The organism is Mycobacterium sp. 852002-10029_SCH5224772 (genome assembly GCF_001667315.1).
GTDB lineage: Bacteria > Actinomycetota > Actinomycetes > Mycobacteriales > Mycobacteriaceae > Mycobacterium.
This window is the reverse complement of the sequence record NZ_LZHT01000134.1, coordinates 49,640-66,575: the sequence shown is the minus strand read 5'-3', so window position 1 is coordinate 66,575 and position 16,936 is coordinate 49,640. Positions and strand designations below refer to the sequence as shown.

General features: G+C 69.1%; 18 protein-coding genes. 7 read left to right on the top strand and 11 right to left on the bottom strand.

Annotation, left to right across the window (positions count from 1 at the left end):
- Positions 1-4: 4 nt before the first annotated feature.
- From priA to hisD, 5 genes are all read right to left on the bottom strand, one after another.
- Positions 5-748 (bottom strand): bifunctional 1-(5-phosphoribosyl)-5-((5-phosphoribosylamino)methylideneamino)imidazole-4-carboxamide isomerase/phosphoribosylanthranilate isomerase PriA, encoded by a 744-nt coding sequence (priA, locus tag A5775_RS23155; protein ID WP_067257769.1) that lies wholly within the window; start codon positions 746-748, stop codon positions 5-7.
- An 82-nt stretch (positions 749-830) separates the two neighbouring features.
- The gene (gene hisH / locus A5775_RS23150; RefSeq protein ID WP_067257765.1) at positions 831-1,451 is read right to left on the bottom strand and encodes an imidazole glycerol phosphate synthase subunit HisH; all 621 of its coding nucleotides are present in this window, start codon (positions 1,449-1,451) and stop codon (positions 831-833) included.
- Positions 1,448-2,080: an imidazoleglycerol-phosphate dehydratase HisB gene (gene hisB, locus A5775_RS23145; RefSeq protein ID WP_067257762.1), complete on the bottom strand. Its 633-nt coding sequence runs from the start codon at positions 2,078-2,080 to the stop codon at positions 1,448-1,450. Before hisB ends, hisH begins: the two co-directional genes overlap by 4 nt.
- Positions 2,077-3,225 (bottom strand): histidinol-phosphate transaminase, encoded by a 1,149-nt coding sequence (locus A5775_RS23140; protein WP_067257759.1) that lies wholly within the window; start codon positions 3,223-3,225, stop codon positions 2,077-2,079. The genes hisB and A5775_RS23140 overlap by 4 nt, the downstream gene beginning before the upstream one ends.
- On the bottom strand, positions 3,222-4,568 hold the full coding sequence (gene hisD / locus A5775_RS23135; RefSeq protein WP_067257756.1) for a histidinol dehydrogenase: 1,347 nt from the start codon (positions 4,566-4,568) through the stop codon (positions 3,222-3,224). The genes A5775_RS23140 and hisD overlap by 4 nt, the downstream gene beginning before the upstream one ends.
- A gap of 96 nt (positions 4,569-4,664) precedes the next feature.
- On the opposite strand from hisD, the gene A5775_RS23130 reads away from it, so the two are divergent.
- Positions 4,665-5,078, top strand: a complete 414-nt coding sequence (locus tag A5775_RS23130; protein WP_067257753.1) for a nitroreductase family deazaflavin-dependent oxidoreductase — start codon at positions 4,665-4,667, stop codon at positions 5,076-5,078.
- A 143-nt stretch (positions 5,079-5,221) separates the two neighbouring features.
- On the opposite strand, the gene nadC is transcribed toward A5775_RS23130, so the two are convergent.
- Genes nadC through nadA form a run of 3 tightly spaced genes read right to left on the bottom strand, consistent with a single transcriptional unit; the run spans position 5,222 to position 8,705 of the window.
- Positions 5,222-6,076 (bottom strand): carboxylating nicotinate-nucleotide diphosphorylase, encoded by an 855-nt coding sequence (gene nadC, locus A5775_RS23125; RefSeq protein ID WP_197512855.1) that lies wholly within the window; start codon positions 6,074-6,076, stop codon positions 5,222-5,224.
- Positions 6,077-6,078: 2 nt separating this feature from the next.
- The gene (locus A5775_RS23120; RefSeq protein WP_067257747.1) at positions 6,079-7,659 is read right to left on the bottom strand and encodes an L-aspartate oxidase; all 1,581 of its coding nucleotides are present in this window, start codon (positions 7,657-7,659) and stop codon (positions 6,079-6,081) included.
- Complete coding sequence (nadA, locus tag A5775_RS23115) at positions 7,656-8,705, bottom strand: quinolinate synthase NadA (RefSeq protein WP_067257744.1); 1,050 nt, start codon at positions 8,703-8,705, stop codon at positions 7,656-7,658. Before nadA ends, A5775_RS23120 begins: the two co-directional genes overlap by 4 nt.
- 46 nt (positions 8,706-8,751) lie before the next feature.
- Here nadA and A5775_RS23110 point away from each other — a divergent pair, with 46 nt between their 5' ends.
- Complete coding sequence (locus A5775_RS23110; protein WP_067257741.1) at positions 8,752-9,477, top strand: NUDIX domain-containing protein; 726 nt, start codon at positions 8,752-8,754, stop codon at positions 9,475-9,477.
- Between the two features lie 162 nt (positions 9,478-9,639).
- On the top strand, positions 9,640-10,980 hold the full coding sequence (locus tag A5775_RS23105; protein ID WP_067258017.1) for a lipase family protein: 1,341 nt from the start codon (positions 9,640-9,642) through the stop codon (positions 10,978-10,980).
- Here the strand turns inward: A5775_RS23105 and A5775_RS23100 are convergent.
- The 3 genes from A5775_RS23100 to bioB are packed head-to-tail and all read right to left on the bottom strand — an operon-like array spanning position 10,975 to position 12,937.
- Positions 10,975-11,646 (bottom strand): DUF2567 domain-containing protein, encoded by a 672-nt coding sequence (locus A5775_RS23100; RefSeq protein WP_067257738.1) that lies wholly within the window; start codon positions 11,644-11,646, stop codon positions 10,975-10,977. The genes A5775_RS23105 and A5775_RS23100 overlap by 6 nt on opposite strands.
- On the bottom strand, positions 11,643-11,870 hold the full coding sequence (locus A5775_RS23095) for a hypothetical protein (protein WP_067257734.1): 228 nt from the start codon (positions 11,868-11,870) through the stop codon (positions 11,643-11,645). Before A5775_RS23095 ends, A5775_RS23100 begins: the two co-directional genes overlap by 4 nt.
- A 29-nt stretch (positions 11,871-11,899) precedes the next feature.
- Positions 11,900-12,937, bottom strand: a complete 1,038-nt coding sequence (gene bioB, locus A5775_RS23090; protein ID WP_067257731.1) for a biotin synthase BioB — start codon at positions 12,935-12,937, stop codon at positions 11,900-11,902.
- A gap of 134 nt (positions 12,938-13,071) precedes the next feature.
- On the opposite strand from bioB, the gene A5775_RS23085 reads away from it, so the two are divergent.
- The 4 genes from A5775_RS23085 to A5775_RS23070 all read left to right on the top strand — a co-directional run bounded on the left by A5775_RS23085 (position 13,072) and on the right by A5775_RS23070 (position 16,935).
- Positions 13,072-13,263, top strand: coding sequence for a hypothetical protein (locus A5775_RS23085; protein WP_067257728.1), 192 nt, complete (start codon positions 13,072-13,074; stop codon positions 13,261-13,263).
- A 112-nt stretch (positions 13,264-13,375) separates the two neighbouring features.
- Positions 13,376-15,208: a hypothetical protein gene (locus tag A5775_RS23080; protein WP_067258015.1), complete on the top strand. Its 1,833-nt coding sequence runs from the start codon at positions 13,376-13,378 to the stop codon at positions 15,206-15,208.
- Positions 15,209-15,211: 3 nt separating this feature from the next.
- Positions 15,212-15,574 carry a hypothetical protein gene (locus A5775_RS23075; protein ID WP_067257725.1) on the top strand — a complete coding sequence of 121 codons (363 nt, stop codon included), beginning with the start codon at positions 15,212-15,214 and terminating at the stop codon, positions 15,572-15,574.
- The gene (locus A5775_RS23070) at positions 15,571-16,935 is read left to right on the top strand and encodes a hypothetical protein (RefSeq protein WP_067257721.1); all 1,365 of its coding nucleotides are present in this window, start codon (positions 15,571-15,573) and stop codon (positions 16,933-16,935) included. The genes A5775_RS23075 and A5775_RS23070 overlap by 4 nt, the downstream gene beginning before the upstream one ends.
- Position 16,936: the final 1 nt, after the last annotated feature.

The following is a 16,936-nucleotide window of genomic DNA, read 5'->3' as shown; positions in this document are numbered from 1 at the left end:
GCTGTTACTCTCCGACCGCGGCCAGCGCCTGCGGCAGCGTGAATCGCCCGGCGTAGAGGGCCTTGCCGACGATGGCGCCCTCGACGCCGCAGCCGGTGAGGGTGGCGATCGCGCGCAGGTCGTCCAGGCTGGACACCCCGCCCGACGCGATCACCGGGACGTCGGTGCGGTCGGCGACGGCCGCCAATAACTCCAGATTGGGGCCGCCCAACGTGCCGTCCTTGGTGACGTCGGTGACCACGAACCGCGAACACCCTTCGCTGTCAAGGCGTTCCAGCACCTCCCACAGGTCGCCGCCGTCGGTCTCCCAGCCGCGCCCCCGCAGCCGGTGTGTGGGGGCCGGGTGGGTTTTGTCGATCTGGACGTCGAGCCCCACGGCGACCTTGTCACCGTGCTCGCCGATTGCCCGGGCACACCACTCCGGATTTTCCAGGGCCGCCGTGCCCAGGTTCACCCGGGCGCATCCGGTGGCCAGAGCCACCGCCAGCGAGTCGTCGTCGCGGATCCCGCCGGACAGTTCCACCTGGACGTCGAGCTTGCCGACCACCTCGGCCAGCAGTTCGCGGTTGGAGCCGCGCCCGAACGCGGCGTCCAAATCGACCAGATGGATCCATTCGGCGCCGTCGCGTTGCCAGGTCAGCGCGGCGTCCAGCGCCGAGCCGTATTCGGTTTCACTGCCCGCCTTGCCCTGCACCAGGCGCACGGCACGGCCGTCGACCACGTCGACCGCGGGCAACAAGATCAACACATTCCCTCCTGTGTGCCGAGGCTGCAACGGATTACGCACACCCTCGGCTGTTGCGTGGCACAAAGCGCTTTCGCGTGGCCCGTCACAATCCCTGGACCCAATTGCTCAACACGGCCGCGCCGGCATCACCGCTTTTCTCCGGGTGAAACTGGGTGGCCGACAACGGCCCCTCCTCGACCGCGGCCAAGAACGGCCCCTCGTGGGTGGCCCAGGTCAGCACCGCCTCGGGCGAACCGTCCCACTGCTGCGCGGCGTAGGAATGCACGAAGTAAAACCGGGTGTCCGCGTCGAGCCCCTTGAACAGGAGGCTGCCGGGCCCGGCATTGACGACGTTCCAACCCATGTGCGGGATCACCGGCGCCTGCAGCCGCGTCACGTATCCCGGCCACTGCCCGCATCCTTCGGTTTCCACGCTGAATTCGACGCCGCGGGCGAACAGGATCTGCATCCCGACGCACACGCCCAGCACGGGACGCCCGGCGGCGACCCGGTCGCCGATGATGCGGTCCCCGTTGATCGTGCGCAGCCCCGTCATACAGGCCTGGTAGGCGCCGACGCCGGGCACCACCAGTCCGTCGGCGGCGGCCGCGGCGTCGGCGTCCGCGGTCACCTCGACCGACGCACCGACCCGTTCGAGCGCGCGTTGAGCCGACCGCAGGTTGCCCGAGCCGTAATCGAGGACAACAACCGATTTCTTTGTCACAGAACACCTTTGGTGGACGGCACGCCCGACACCCGGGGATCGGGCTCGACCGCCTGGCGCAACGCGCGGGCGACCGCCTTGTATTGCGCCTCGGTGATGTGGTGCGGGTCGCGGCCATACAGGACGCGGACGTGCAGCGCGATGCGCGCGTTCATCGCCAGCGACTCGAACACATGCCGGTTGATGACGGTGTGGTAGGGCACCGAATTGCCGGCGATGGTGGTGTGCTGCAGGTGATCCGGCTCTCCGCTGTGCACACAGTAGGGCCGGCCGGACACGTCGACCGCCGCGTGGGCCAGCGTCTCGTCCATCGGGATGAAGGCGTCGCCGAACCGGCGGATGCCCCTCTTGTCGCCCAGGGCCTGCCCGAGCGCCTGCCCCAGGGCGATGGCGGTGTCCTCGATGGTGTGATGGCCCTCGATCTCGACGTCGCCCTTGGTGCGCACGGTCAGGTCGAAGCTGGCGTGACTGCCCAGCGCCGTCAGCATGTGGTCGTAGAACGGCACCCCGGTGTCGACGTCGACCTGGCCGGTGCCGTCGAGGTCGAGTTCGATGACGATGTCGGACTCCTTGGTGCGGCGCTCGATGCGCGCACGGCGGGAGGCTTTTCCAGCTTGGGTGGTGGTCATGGCGCTCCTACGTTGACGGGGGCCAGTTCGGTGGCGGCGAGCTGGGCGCTGGCCCGCAGGAAGGCGTCGTTCTCCTGGGCCAGTCCGGTGGTGGCCCGCAGGTAGCCGGGGATTCCGACGTCGCGGATCAGGACGCCGGCATCCAGATAGCGCTGCCAGGTTGCCGGTGCGTCGGCGAACTCCCCGAACAGCACGAAGTTGGCGTCGCTGGGAATCACCCGGAAACCCAGGCGCGTCAACTCTGTTGAGACGCGCCCGCGTTCGGCGATCAGCGCCGCGACGCTGCCCAACGTGTCGTCGGCGTGCCGCAACGCGGCCCGCGCCGCGGCTTGGGTGACCGACGACAGGTGATACGGCAGCCGCACCAGCAGCATCGCGTCGATCACCGCCGGCGTGGCGATCAGATAACCGAGCCGGCCGCCCGCGAAGGCGAACGCCTTGCTCATCGTGCGCGAGACGATGAGCTTGGTCGGATACTCCTGAACCAACTCCACCGCGCTGGGCTCCGACGAGAATTCGCCGTAGGCCTCGTCGACGATCAGGATGCCCGGCACCACGTCGAGCAGCCGCCGCAGCTCCGGCAGCGAAACACTCTGCCCGGACGGGTTGTTCGGGCTGGCGACGAACACCACATCGGGCCGGCGGTCGGTGACGGCGGCCACCGCGGCCTCGACGTCCAGGCTGAAGTCGTCGGCCCGGGCGGCCTGCAACCATTCGGTGCGGGTGCCATCGGAGATGATCGGGTGCATCGAGTAGGACGGAACGAACCCGATCGCCGTGCGCCCCGGGCCGCCGAACGCCTGTAGCAGTTGCTGCAGAATCTCGTTGGAACCGTTTGCCGCCCAAAGGTTTTCGACTCCGAGCCGGACCCCGGTCTGGGCGCTCAAATACTCGGCCAGGTCGGTCCGCAGGGCGACCGCGTCGCGGTCGGGATAGCGGTGCAGGTCGACGGCGGCCTCCCCGACCGAGCGCACCACGTCGTCCACCAGCGCCTTGCTGGGCGGGTGCGGGTTCTCGTTGGTGTTCAGCCGCACCGGGACCGCCAATTGCGGTGCGCCATAAGGGGATTTGCCGCGCAGGTCGTCGCGCAGCGGCAGGTCGTCGAGCGTGGGCTGGGTTTTCTGGGGTTGGCCGGGTCCGGTCATCGCTCGAACCTCCGCCGTACCGCCTCGCCGTGCGCCGGCAGGTCCTCGGCCTCGGCGAGCGTGATCACGTGCCCGGACACGTCTTTGAGCGCCGCCTCGGTGTAGTCGACGACGTGGATGCCGCGCAGGAAGGTCTGCACGGACAGGCCGCTGGAATGCCGGGCGCAGCCCGCGGTCGGCAGCACGTGATTGGAGCCGGCGCAGTAGTCACCGAGGCTCACCGGCGAGTACGGGCCGACGAAAATGGCTCCCGCCGCGCGTATCCGCCCGGCCACCCCCGCCGCGTCGACGGTCTGGATCTCCAGGTGTTCGGCGGCGTAGGCGTTGACGACCTTGACGCCGGCGTCCACGTCGTCGACCAGGATGATCGCCGACTGGCGTCCACCCAGCGCGGCCGTCACCCGTTCGCGGTGCACGGTGGTCTGCAACTGGGCGGCCAGTTCCTTGTCGGTGGCGGCGGCCAGGTCTTCGCTGGGGGTCACCAGCACGCTGCCGGCCATCTCGTCGTGTTCGGCCTGGCTGATCAAATCGGCGGCCACGTGCCCGGGGTCGGCGGTGTGGTCGGCCAGGATCGCGATCTCCGTCGGTCCGGCCTCGGCGTCGATGCCCACCCGCGAACGACACAGCCGCTTGGCGGCGGTGACGTAGATGTTGCCGGGCCCGGTGATCATGTCGACGGGCGCCAGCTCCGCACCGTCGAGGTCGGTGCCGCCGTAGGCCAGCAACGCCACCGCCTGCGCACCGCCGACGGCCCACACCTCGTCGACGCCCAGCAGCCGGGCCGCGGCCAGGATCGTCGGGTGCGGCAGGCCCCCAAACTGGGCCTGCGGCGGGCTGGCCACCACCAGCGAGGCGACACCGGCGGCCTGCGCCGGCACCACGTTCATCACCACGCTGGACGGATACACCGCGTTGCCGCCGGGCACGTACAGCCCCACCCGCTCGACCGGGACCCACCGTTCGGTGACCGTCGCGCCCGGACCCAGGGCGGTCGTGACGTCGGTACGGCGCTGGTCGGCGTGCACCGCGCGGGTGCGTTCGATCATTACGCACAGGGCGTCGGCGACCCCGGCGTCCAGTTCGGCCAGGGCCGTCGCGAACGCCTCCGCGGGCACCCGCACGGCCGGGGGCCGGACCCCGTCGAAGGAGGCCCCGAACTCCAGCGCGGCTTCGGCGCCACGCTCGGCGACGGCCTGCACAATCGGCCGCACCTGGGGCAGCACCGACTCCACGTCGGCGCCGCCGCGCGGCAGCGCCGCCCGCAACCGGGCAGCCGTCAATTCCGCGCCCCGCAGGTCGATACGGGCCATCGGCGACGGTCGGGTGGTGCTCACGGTGTCCATTGTCCCAGAGGAACTCAAATCAATATCCGACCGGTAGTGTGCCGGTTGAGAGGCCATACCCCGCGCTGAACAGACGAGCCAACCCAGGGAGCCGCGATGTCCGCCAAGGAGCACCCCAACAACGCCCCCGGCGTCCCGATGATCTTCCCGCCCTGGCTCGAGCGCTTTCAGATCAAGTACTTCAACCCCGCGGTCAAGCCGATCGTGCGGTATCTGCCCGGAACGGCGACGATCAAGCATCGCGGCCGCACCTCTGGCAAGCCCTACGAGACCATCGTGACCACGTATCGCAAAGGCAACACGCTCGCGATCGCGCTGGGCCACGGCAAGACGGACTGGGTGAAGAACGTGCTCGCCGCCGGGCAGGCGGACGTGGAGTTGAGCCGCAACCGCACGCTGCACCTCATCAACCCGCGGATCCTGCCCGCCGGCTCCGATGGCGAGGGGCTGCCCGGATTGGCGCGCATGCAGCTGCGCCGGATCGGGGTTTTCGTCGCCGACATCGCCTGAGGCGGGTCGCTTCGACTTTGAGTGTGCGCCAGTGGCTTTCAGTGTGCGGCCACGGCGGCGACACGCCGAAGAACCGCACCGACGATTCACACTCAACGCCCAGGATTCACACCCAGCGGCAGCCGTTCACCCGCGATGCCGCACTACATATCCAGGCCGATGTCGAGCACGCCCACCGAATGCGTGAGCGCGCCGACGGCGAGGTAGTCCACGCCCGTCGCGGCGTACGCTGCGGCGTTCTCCAGGCTGAGGCCGCCGGAAGACTCGAGCAGGACGGCCGGTGCGCGCGCATCCCGGCGCTGCACGGCCATCTGCGTCTGCCACACCGGAAAGTTGTCCAGCAGGATCAGTTCGGGCTTTTCGGGCAGCACCTCGTCCAGCTGCTCGAGTGAATCCACTTCCACCTCGCACGGCAGATCCGGTGCCGCGTCGCGCACCGCGCGCAGCGCGTCGACCACCGATCCCGCGGCCACCACGTGGTTGTCCTTGATCAACGCGGCATCGCCGAGCCCGAGGCGATGGTTGACGCCCCCGCCGACGCGCACCGCATATTTCTGCAACACCCGCAGGCCGGGCAGGGTTTTGCGGGTGTCGCGCACCTGGGCCTTGGTGCCGTCCATGGCGGCCACCCAGTGCGCCGTCGTGGTGGCGATCCCCGACAGGTGGCAGATCAAATTCAGCATGGTCCGCTCGGCGGTCAGCAGCCCGCGGGTTTCTGCCCGCACGGTCAGCACGGGCTGGCCCGCCTCCAGCCGGGCGCCGTCCTCGACGCGGTCGACGACCTCGTAGCCGCGTGCCCCAAGCACCTCGTCGAGCACCAGCAAGGCGATGTCGATGCCGGCGATCACCCCGGGTTGCCGGGGCACCATGGACGCGGTGGCCACCGCCTCGGCGGGCACCGTCGCCAGCGTGGTGACGTCGGGTCCGTAGCGCAAATCCTCGACCAGCCCGCGCCGGATGGTTTCCCGCGCGGCGGTGAGTTCATAGTCGGAGATCATGGTCAGACCACCGCCGCCAGCGCCTCCACCAGCACCGAGTTGTGGTCGTCGGCCAGTCGCAGCACGTTGCTGCGCGCCTGCTCGGCCGCGGTCTGCGGGTGCTCCTCACGGTGGTGGCAACCCCGGCTTTCGGTGCGGGCCAGGGCCGCGGCCGTGACCGCGCGGGCGGCGACGGCCAACGCGACATCCTCGAAATCGCGGCGGCCCGCCACGGTGCGCACCGTGGCCCGCGACAGCATGGTGGACAGCCGGGTAAGCCCTGCGGCGTCGCGCACCACCGAGGCGTCACGGCCCATCGCGCCCTGCAGTTCGCCGCGCTCGGGCGCGGTGTGCACGACGGGCTCGGGCTCGTACGCACGAACGGGCCCGGCCGACGCCGCATGCGCGGCCGCCGCCTTGCCGGCCCGCCCACCGACCACCAACCCCTCCAACAGGCTGTTGGACGCCAACCGATTGGCGCCGTGCAGCCCGGTGCGGGCCACCTCACCCGCGGCGAACAGCCCGGGCAGCTCGGTTTGTCCGTACACGTCGGTGACGATGCCCCCGCAGCTGTAATGCGCCCCGGGGACAACAGGAATGGGCTGGCGCAGGGGATCGATGCCGGCGCCCCGGCAGGCGGCCGTCACCGTCGGGAACCGGTTCGCGAAGTCCCCGATGTGGCGCGCGTCGAGGAAAACGCACGCGTCACCGGTGGCCTTCATACGGGCGTCGATGGCCGCGGCGACGACATCACGGGGGGCCAGGTCCCCCATCGGGTGGACACCGGCCGTTACGGAATCTCCTTGCCGGTCAATCAGTCTCGCGCCCTCGCCGCGAATGGCCTCGGTGACCAGCGGACGGCGGCCGCCGGCGGCCGCCGGCGCGAACAGCATCGTGGGGTGGAACTGGATGAACTCGAGATCGCTGACCGCGACACCGGCCCACAGTCCCAACGCGATTCCGTCGCCGGTGGATCCGTCCGGGTTCGTGGTCGCGCCGTACAGGTGCCCGAGGCCGCCGCAGGCCAGGATCACCGATGGCGCGCTGATGATCCCGTATCCCTGCGGGTTGCCCACCAGGACGCCGGTGACGGCCGCTCCGTCGTGCAGCACGCGCAGGGCCACGTGCCCGGTGCGGATGTCGAGCGTGCGGGCGGCGTGGTCCAGCGCGCGCTGCACCTCGGCGCCGGTGGCGTCGCCGCCGGCATGCACGATGCGCCGCCGTGAGTGCCCTCCTTCGCGCGTCAGCGCCCACTGGCCGGGGGCGGATTCGTCGAATCGTGCTCCGTCACCGACTAATTCGGAGACCGCCGCGTACCCGTCGGCGACGATCGAGTAGACGGCTTGGGGGTCGCACAGGCCCGCGCCGGCGACCACGGTGTCGGCGACATGCGCCTCGACCGAGTCGTCATTGTCGGGCAGGACGACTGCGATGCCGCCCTGCGCGTAATGGGTGGCCGTCGCCCCGCGGGCCTGATCGGCCTTGCTCAGCACGACGACGCTGCGGCCCGCGCGATGGGCGGCCAGCGCGGCGGCCAATCCGGCGACACCGGTGCCGATCACGACAACGTCGGCGCTATGAGTCCACTGGGGACGGGCGGTCATTCGCCACCGCCCGGCTGTCCGATCTCGATCATGCGCAGCACACTGCGTCGGCCGGCCGCAGCGATGTCGGGGTCGACATCGACTTCGTCGGCGCCTTCGATGAGGCAGCGCAGCAGGGCCGCGGGGGTGATCATCTTCATGAACTTGCAGGAAGCGCGGTCGTTGACGGCGCGGAAGTCGACCTGCGGCGCCGCTTTGCGCAGCTGATACAACATGCCAACCTCGGTGGCGACCAACACTTTCCGCGCGTTGGTCTGGCTCGCGGCCTCCAGCATGCCGCCGGTGGACAAGATCTTCACCCGGTCCGCCGGGAAGGCGCCTTCGCCGGCGAGGTATAGGGCCGAAGTGGCACAACCACATTCGGGATGCACGAAGAGCTCGGCGTCGGGATTCGCGCGAGCCTGGTCGCCCAGTTCCTCACCGTTGATCCCCGCGTGCACGTGGCATTCGCCGGCCCATACGTGCAGGTTCGTGCGGCCGGTGACCCGACGAACATGGGCGCCGAGGAATTGATCCGGGCAGAACAGCACCTCGCGGTCCGGGTCGATGGACTCGACCACCTCGACCGCGTTGGACGACGTGCAGCAGATGTCGGTAAGTGCCTTGACCGCCGCCGTGGTGTTGACGTAGGAGACGACGACGGCGCCGGGGTGCTCGTCCTTCCAGGCGCGCAGATCGTCGGCGGTGATGGAATCGGCCAGTGAGCAGCCGGCGCGCTGATCCGGGATGAGCACGGTCTTGTCGGGGCTGAGCATCTTGGCCGTCTCGGCCATGAAGTGCACGCCGCAGAACACGATGGTGTCCTCGGCCGCCTCGGCGGCGATTCGCGACAGGGCCAGCGAGTCGCCCACGTGATCGGCGACTTCTTGGATCTCGGGCAGCTGGTAGTTGTGCGCGAGCACGGTGGCGCCGCGCAACTTCGCCAATCGGCGAATCTCTGCGGCCCACTGCGCATCGGCGACCACGCCGGCGTAACCGGTGGGCGAATCGGTGATGTTGGCAACCATGTCTTCGGCGAGCATGTCCATGCGATTGACCACCGTCATGGGGGCTCCTTTCAGGCCAGGAGGTTTTCGACTTATAATCGAAAACATGGCCCATCGTATCACTGCCCACGAAGTGCTCGCGGTCGTGTTCCAGGTTCGCGAAGCAACCGAGCAGGTCGCCAAGGGACGCCGCACGACGAAACCACAGCTCCACGTCCTGTTATGGCAGCGCGCCAAGGACCCGCAACGCGGCACATGGTCACTGCCGGGCGGGCAGGTGCGCAACGACGAGGACATGATCACCTCGGTCCGCCGCCAACTCGCCGAGAAGGTCGACCTCAAAGAACTCGCACACCTGGAACAACTCGCGGTGTTCTCCGACCCGCACCGGGTGCCCGGCGACCGGATGATCGCGTCCACCTTTCTGGGCCTGGTCCCCTTCCCCGCCAGCCCCGAGCTACCGCCGGACACCCGGTGGCACCCGGTGAACTGCCTGCCGCCGATGGCCTTCGACCACGGTTCGATGGTGGACAACGCCCGTACCCGGCTGATCGCCAAAATGTCGTACACGAACATCGGGTTCGCCTTGGCGCCAAGGGAATTCGCACTCTCCACGCTGCGCGACATCTACGGCGCCGCGTTGGGTTACCAGGTCGACGCGACGAACCTGCAGCGGGTGCTGGCGCGGCGCGGGGTCATCAGCGCGACCGGCACCATCGCGCAATCCGGCCGCAGCGGCGGACGCCCGGCCGCGCTGTACCGGTTCACCGACGCGGCGCTGCGGGTCACCGATGAATTCGCCGCGCTCCGGCCGCCCGGGCTCCCCGGCTAGGCTTACCCAAAACGCGCCGTCGGGCGGCGCGGAATTCGATCGACACCGGTGGCGTGCCTGACCTGCCCACACCGACGAGAAGTCGCTCACAACGCGGCGATTACGTTTTGGCTACCTGCCGTTCGTGCGCGAGAATGCCGGGTGGCCACGAAGGGAGCCTCAATGGCTGAGCTCGGCAACCTGGCAGGCACGCACGGGGCGGAATGGATCGCCCGGCCGCCCCATGAGGAACTGCAGCGCAAAGTGCGTCCGCTGCTGCCCTCGGACGACCCGTTCTACCAGCCGCCGCTGGGTTTCCAGCACGCTGAGCCCGGGACGGTGCTGCGCTCGCGCGACGTCGAATTGGCGTTCCTCGGCCTGATCCCGCAGCCCATCAAGGCCGTCCAGCTGCTCTACCGGACCATGGACATGCACGGCGAGCCCGAGGCGACCGCCACGACGGTGATCGTCCCGGCCGACCTCGCTCCGGGGCGTCCCTGCCCGGTGCTGTCGTACCAGTGCGCGATCGACGCCGTGTCGTCGCGCTGTTTCCCGTCCTACGCGCTGCGGCGCCGGGCGAAGGCGCTGGGGGCGATCGGCCAGTTCGAGCTTTTCCTGATCGCCGCCGCCGTCGCCGAGGGCTGGGCCGTCTCGGTGCCCGACCACGAAGGCCTCCGCGGCCTGTGGGGCGCTCCGTATGAGCCCGGCTACCGCGTCCTGGACGGCGTCCGGGCCGCGCTGAGTTCGGAGCGTCTCGGGCTGTCGAAGTCGGCCGCGATCGGGCTATGGGGGTATTCCGGCGGCGGCCTGGCCAGCGCGTGGGCGGCCGAAATATGCGCCGAATACGCGCCCGAACTCGACATCGTGGGGGCGGTGCTGGGCTCGCCCGTCGGGGACCTCGGCAACACCTTCCGCCGGCTCAACGGCAGTTTCCTGTCGGGGTTGCCCGCGCTGGTGGTGGCAGCGCTCGCGCACATCTATCCCGACCTGGACCGGGTGATCAGGGAGCACACCAACGAGGAGGGGCGCACCCTGCTCGACTCGCTGGAGAAGATGACGACCGTGGGGGCCGTTGTGCGCATGGCCGGCAAGGACATGGGCGACTACCTCGACGAGCCGCTCGAGAAGATCCTGTCCACCCCGGAAGTCACGTACGTCTTCGATCACATCAAGCTGGGCGCCGCGGTCCCGACGCCGCCGGTGCTGATCGTGCAGGCCGTGCACGACTACCTGATCGACGTCCACGACATCGACGTGCTGGCCCACGCCTATTCGGCGGGCGGCGCGCGGGTCACCTACCACCGCGACGCCTTCAACGAACACATGATGCTGCACCCGCTGTCGGCGCCGATGACGTTGCGCTGGCTGACCGATCGCTTCCACGGCCGCCCGCTGACCGAGCATCTGGTGCGAACCACCTGGCCCACCATGTTCAACCCGATGACCTACGTCGGCATGGCCCGGCTGCTCAAGATCGCGGCCAAGGTCGTCACGGGCCGCAGGATTCGCCGCCGTCCGCTATGACACGGTGGCTTCCGCCGCGCCGCCTCCCCCGACCGGCAGCGCATCGGAACGCCTAGCCGCCGGCGGAAGCGCCCCCAGGTCGTCACGGGCGTCCGCCGCCACCCGCACGGCATACACCAGGGCGGCGATGCCGACCGGCCACAACAGGCTCACCGCGATCTGCAACGGGCGGTCGGAGAAGAACACCGGCGGCGCCTGGGTGACGTAGGCGACCGACGGGCTTTTGGTCAGCGGTACCGCATCGAAGTCCAAGGCGCCGTAACGGAGCCGGACCAGCCCCGCCCCGACCGCGGCGGCGGCCGCGGCGGCGGTCAGCATGCCGACCGACAGGGCGACGACCATGCCCGGGCCGCGGTGCTGTTGCCACTGCCACGTCCACACCGCGGCGACCACCGCCAGCACGGTCAGCAGGCCCAGCATCAGGGCGGGTGCGACGAAGAAATGCTCGGACTCGGAACCCAGATAGTCATGAACCCGCTCCCCCGAGCGGGTGAGCGCCACCACCGCGCGGATCGGCGGGGCGATCCACGCCCACAGCCCGCCGATCAGCAGACCGGTCGCCGCCGAGCCCACGGCGACGGCAAGGAACGCGCGAACCCGCGCGCGGCGGAGCACACCGGGGTCCTCCGAGGCGTCGGAGGCGTCCGTCTTGGCGTGTTCGGTCACCGTTGCGCCTCCAGGTCGGCGGAGTCGACCGCGCCGTGCCGCGAGCAGCGCGCCCGCCAGCCGTCGGGGCGGACCTGCACCACCATCCGGCGCCCGCACGCCGCGCAGAACCGGGGCGGCTCAAGACCCAACTGAGCCGCTGTCGGCACGACGGTGCCCCCTAATTCCCCGGTGTAGACGTTGTAGACGCCGGCGCTGACCGCAGCGCCCAGATCGCCAACCACAAGTGCCAACCTAGCCGCGGTGCGCCGGCTTACAAACTGGCGTTGAGCCCCTTGAGGGGCATCTGCAGATCGCCGAGCAATTCCAGGTCGGATTCGGCCGGACGGCCCAGCGTGGTCAGGTAGTTGCCGACGATCACGGCGTTGATGCCGCCCAGCATGCCCTTCTTGGCGCCGAGGTCGCCCAGGGTGATCTCACGGCCACCGGCGAAGCGCAACATGACGCGCGGCAGCGCCAGCCGAAATGCGGCGACGGACTTCAACGCCTCGCTGGCGGGCAGCACCTCGAGGTCGCCGAACGGCGTGCCCGGCCGCGGGTTGAAGAAATTCAACGGCACCTCGTCGGGCGCGAGTTCGGCGAGTTCGGCGGCGAACTCGGCGCGCTGCTCGAGTGTCTCCCCCATGCCGAGGATCCCGCCGCAGCACACCTCCATGCCGGCGTCGCGCACCATCGACAGCGTCTCCCAGCGCTCCTCCCAGGAGTGGGTGGTGACGACGTTGGTGAAGTACGAGCGCGCGGTCTCCAGGTTGTGGTTGTAGCGGTGCACACCCATGGCCGAGAGCTGCTCCACCTGCTCGGCCGTCAGCATGCCCAGCGAGCACGCGATGTTGATCTCGACCTCGTTGCGGATCGCCTCGATGCCGGCCGCGACCTGGGCCATCAACCGCTCGTCGGGCCCGCGTACCGCGGCGACGATGCAGAACTCGGTGGCGCCGGACTTGGCGGTCTGCTTGGCCGCCTCGACCAGGGTGGGAATGTCCAGCCGGGCGCTGCGCACCGGCGATTCGAACAGGCCCGACTGCGCGCAGAAGTGACAGTCTTCCGGGCAACCGCCGGTCTTCAGGCTGATGATGCCCTCGACCTCGACCTCGGGGCCGCACCAGCGCATCCGCACCTCGTGGGCCAGCGCCAGCAGGTCGTCGAGCCGGTCATCGGGCAGCTGCAGCACCTGCAGGACCTGCTCCCGGCTCAAGCCCTGGCCATCCTCCAGCACCTGTTGCCGGGCCACCGCCAAGATGTCCTCGTCGTTGCCGGTTTCGGCCGTCGGTCGAGTCGCCGCTTGGGTCACCAGGTACTCCCTTGCCTCTTTCTCGTGTCCGCGCGCGGGGACACATCTGCCCCGTGGCGGTGGCAGCCTGAATGAAAAGGTGTTCAAAATAGGGTAACGGCCGAAGAACTCGACCTATCCCTGGGTATACGACCATGGTGACTCCGCACGTCGAACACCTGGCGCACCACTACCTGCTGTTGGCGGCGCCGGCATTTCTGCCTGCGGTGATCGTCGTCGCGGTGGTCTTGTACATCGCCATGCGCGACCGTCGCGAAGGCCGCGACGCCGCGGCGCCAACCAAAGACGCATCGAAACTCGACACGCCCGACAAAGAGCGTGATTGACGGGCGCCGGATCGGGGCATTAAACAATCAATCACGAACCTACTTGGCAGTAATAAGCGGTTGACGGAATCGGATCCTCCGGGGCGGCCCGGCGCGGTTGGGAGGCACGACGATGCGGTCGAATGAACTGACGATTGTTGCTGAGGCACCGGCACGCGGTGCCGGCTTGGACCAGGTGATCGGGCTCTCGATCGCCGCGGTGGTGATCACGCTGCTGATGCTGTGGGTGGGCCACGCCCACCGCACGCATCGCATCCAATGGTTGGGCCGGGTCGCGGACAAGGTAGGCGAGAAGTTCCACCGGCCGAGCTGGGTTGCCCTGCCGGTGCTGGTGTTCACCACGTCGATCATCTGCGCGTTGTTCGGGTTCATCTGGGACGTCAGCTGGCATATCGGCAACGGCCGCGACCCCGGCCCGCTGGCCAACCCGGCGCACTACTTCATCATCATCGGACTGTTCGGGATCTTCCTGGGCGGGATGACGGCGGTCGTCCTGCCGTTCGACAAGCCCGGCCCGGCGGCGCTGCGTATCACGCGTAACTGGCACGCACCGGTCGGCGGTGTGCTGATGGCCGGCTGCGGGCTGTACGCGATGATCGGCTTTCCGCTCGACGACATCTGGCACCGCATCTTCGGACAAGATGTAACCCTTTGGGGCCCAACACATTTGATGATGATCGGTGGGGCCTGCTTTTCGCTGTTCGCGGTGTTGATGCTGGAGCGCGAAGGTGAGGTCCACCTGGGCGCCGACGTCCTGCACGGCGCGTTCATCACGTTCCTGCGCTACCTGTCGTTCGGTGGCATGTTCATCGGTCTGTCGGTCTATCAGATCGAATACGACTTCGGCGTCGAGCAATTCCGGCTCGTCCTGCAGCCCATGATGATCGCCGCCGCGGCGGCCCTGGCGGCGGTCGCCGCCCGCATCACGATGGGACGCGGGGCGGCCCTCCTCGCGGCTATCTTCGCCATCGCCCTACGCGGCGGCGTGGCATGGCTGGTCGGGCCTATCCTCGGAGCCCCGATCAACTGGTTCCCGCTGTATCTCGGCCCCGCGCTGGCGGTCGAGTTGATCGCGCTGACCCCGCTTCTCAAGCGGCCCATCGCTTTCGGCGCCGTCGCCGGCCTGGGGGTTGGCACCGTCGGGCTGTGGCTGGAGTCGCTGTGGATCTCGGCGGTGTACCACTACCCGTGGCCGATCAGCATGTGGGGCGAGGCCCTGGCCATGGCGGTGCCGGTCGCGGTGCTGATGGGGATGTGCGGCGCGCTGTTCGGCATGGTGCTCACCGGGCAGCGGCTCCCGGGCCGCGCCGCCGGCATCTCGGTAGTGGTGGCCACGGTGCTGGTGATCGGCGGCGCGGTGGCCAACGGGCTGCATATCGTTGTGCCGCACCAGAACAACGCCACCATCACGCTCACCGATCTGCCCAGCGCACCCGGGAAGCGCATGGTGTCGGCCGACGTCCAACTCTTGCCGGCCGATATGGTCAGCCAACATCCGGAGTGGGTGACGATCCTGTCCTGGCAGGGGCGGATGGAGAACAATCGCGGTCTACAGATCGACGAGCTCGAGAAGGTCGGCCCCGGGCATTACCGCTCGACGCAACCGCTTCCGGTGTGGGGATCGTGGAAGACCCTGTTGCGGGTTCAGGACGGCTACACGATGACCGCGGTGCCGATCTACGAACCGGCCGACGAGGCCATTCCGGCGCCCGAGGTTCCGGCGCTGTCGGCGATGAACCGGCCGTTCGTGCAGGAGATCACCATCCTGCAGCGCGAACGCGACCAGAACGCGCCGGTGTGGTTGTTCACCGCAGGCTCGATCGTGGTGCTCTTCCTGACGCTGATGGTCATCGCCAGCCTGACGTGGGGCGCGGGCCGGCTTGGCAACGCCGTCACCGAGCCGGAACCCGTGGAGGACAAGCAGCAGGTCCCCCGGGCGGCCTAGGCGATGACGATTCGCGGCACTCTCATCGCGGCGTGGGTGGCGGCGCTGGTCTGCGGCCTGGTCGCCTGCGGCGGTTCCACCAACACGTCCCCGGCGGCGCCCCTGGTGGTCGACGTGACCATCGCCAACGGGCAGGTCACCCCGACCAACGCCACGCTGCAGGCCAAGGTGCACCAGCAGATCACCTTGCACGTGACCAGCGATGCCACCGACGAGCTGCACGTGCATTCGACGCCCGATCACAAGTTCTCGGTCGCGGCGGCACCCAACCAGACGTTTGACTTCGCCGTCGAGGTACCCGGCAACGTCGCGGTGGAACTGCACCATCTTGACCGCACCGTCGCCACCATCCAAGTGCAGCCGTGACCTCCGCCCACACGGCGGTGGTGCTCGCGCATGGCCTGGGCGGCTCGGGCGACCTCCCGGTGCCCTACGCCTACGCGGTGGTCGGAGCGGCGTGGGCGCTGACATTCACCTTCGCCCTGGTCGCCTTCGCGTGGCGACAGCCGCGGTTTGATCCGCGCAAACCGGGCCGACCGATGCCGGCGGCGCTGACGACGTTCGTCGACGCCCGGGTGACCCGCTGGTCCGCGGCGTCGCTGGCCCTGGTGTTCGCGCTGTGGGCGGTGGCGGCCGGAATCTGGGGGCCCGAGTCGGAGTCCAACGCCCTGCTCGGCACGTTCTATGTGCTGCTGTGGGTCGGGTTGGTGGCCCTGTCGCTGGCCGTCGGGCCGGTGTGGCGAGTGATTTCGCCCATGCGCACGGTGTATCTGCTGCTGCACCGCATCGCGCCGCAGCGCCTTGGCCGCCCTCGACTTTCCTACCCGGAAGGCTGGGGCTACCGCCCCGCCGCGGTGGGCCTGTTCGCCTTCGTCTGGATGGAGCTGGCCAGCCCGAACTCGGCGTCACTGCCCTGGATCCGGACCTGGATCGGCTGCTACGCGGCGCTGATGCTGGTCGGGGCCTGGCTGTGCGGGCAGCGCTGGCTGGCGCGCGCCGACCCGTTCGGGGTGTACAGCATGGCCGTCTCCCGGCTCTCACTGTTTCGCCGCAATCGGGAGACCGGAAAGATCGTCGTCGGGAATCCGCTTGACCATCTGCCGTCGCTGCCGGTGCGCCCGGGTGTGGTCGTGCTGCTGGCGGTGCTGCTCGGGTCCACGGCGTTCGACAGTTTCTCGTCGTCGCCGACCTGGCGCGGCTTCGCCGATCGGCTCACGCGGGACTTCGGCGCGTCCCCCACCGTGGCGTCATCGGTGCTGCGCACCATCGGGTTGATCGTGTTCATTTCGGTTGTGGCGGTGACGTTTTCGCTGGCCGCGCGCGCCACCGGCGGCGTGGATCGCGAGCGACGCCGCGCCCTGCCCGGCGAGATGGCGCATTCGCTGATCCCGATCGTGGTGGGATACATCTTTGCGCACTACCTGACCTACCTGGTGGAGCGCGGACAGCAGGCGGTGTTCGCGCTGGCCGACCCGTTCGGCCGCGGCTGGAACCTGTTCGGCCTGGCGCATTTACACGTCGCCTACGTCTTGTCCATGCACCCGCCCGTGCTGGCCGCGATCAAGGTGACCTGCGTGATCACCGGCCACATCCTCGCGGTGATCGCCGCCCACGACAAGGCCTTGCGGCTGCTGCCCGCCCGCCATCAGCTCACCGGGCAGCTGACCATGATGCTCGTGATGGTCGGCTACACCTTCACCGGTTTGTATCTGCTCTTCGGTGGGTAGG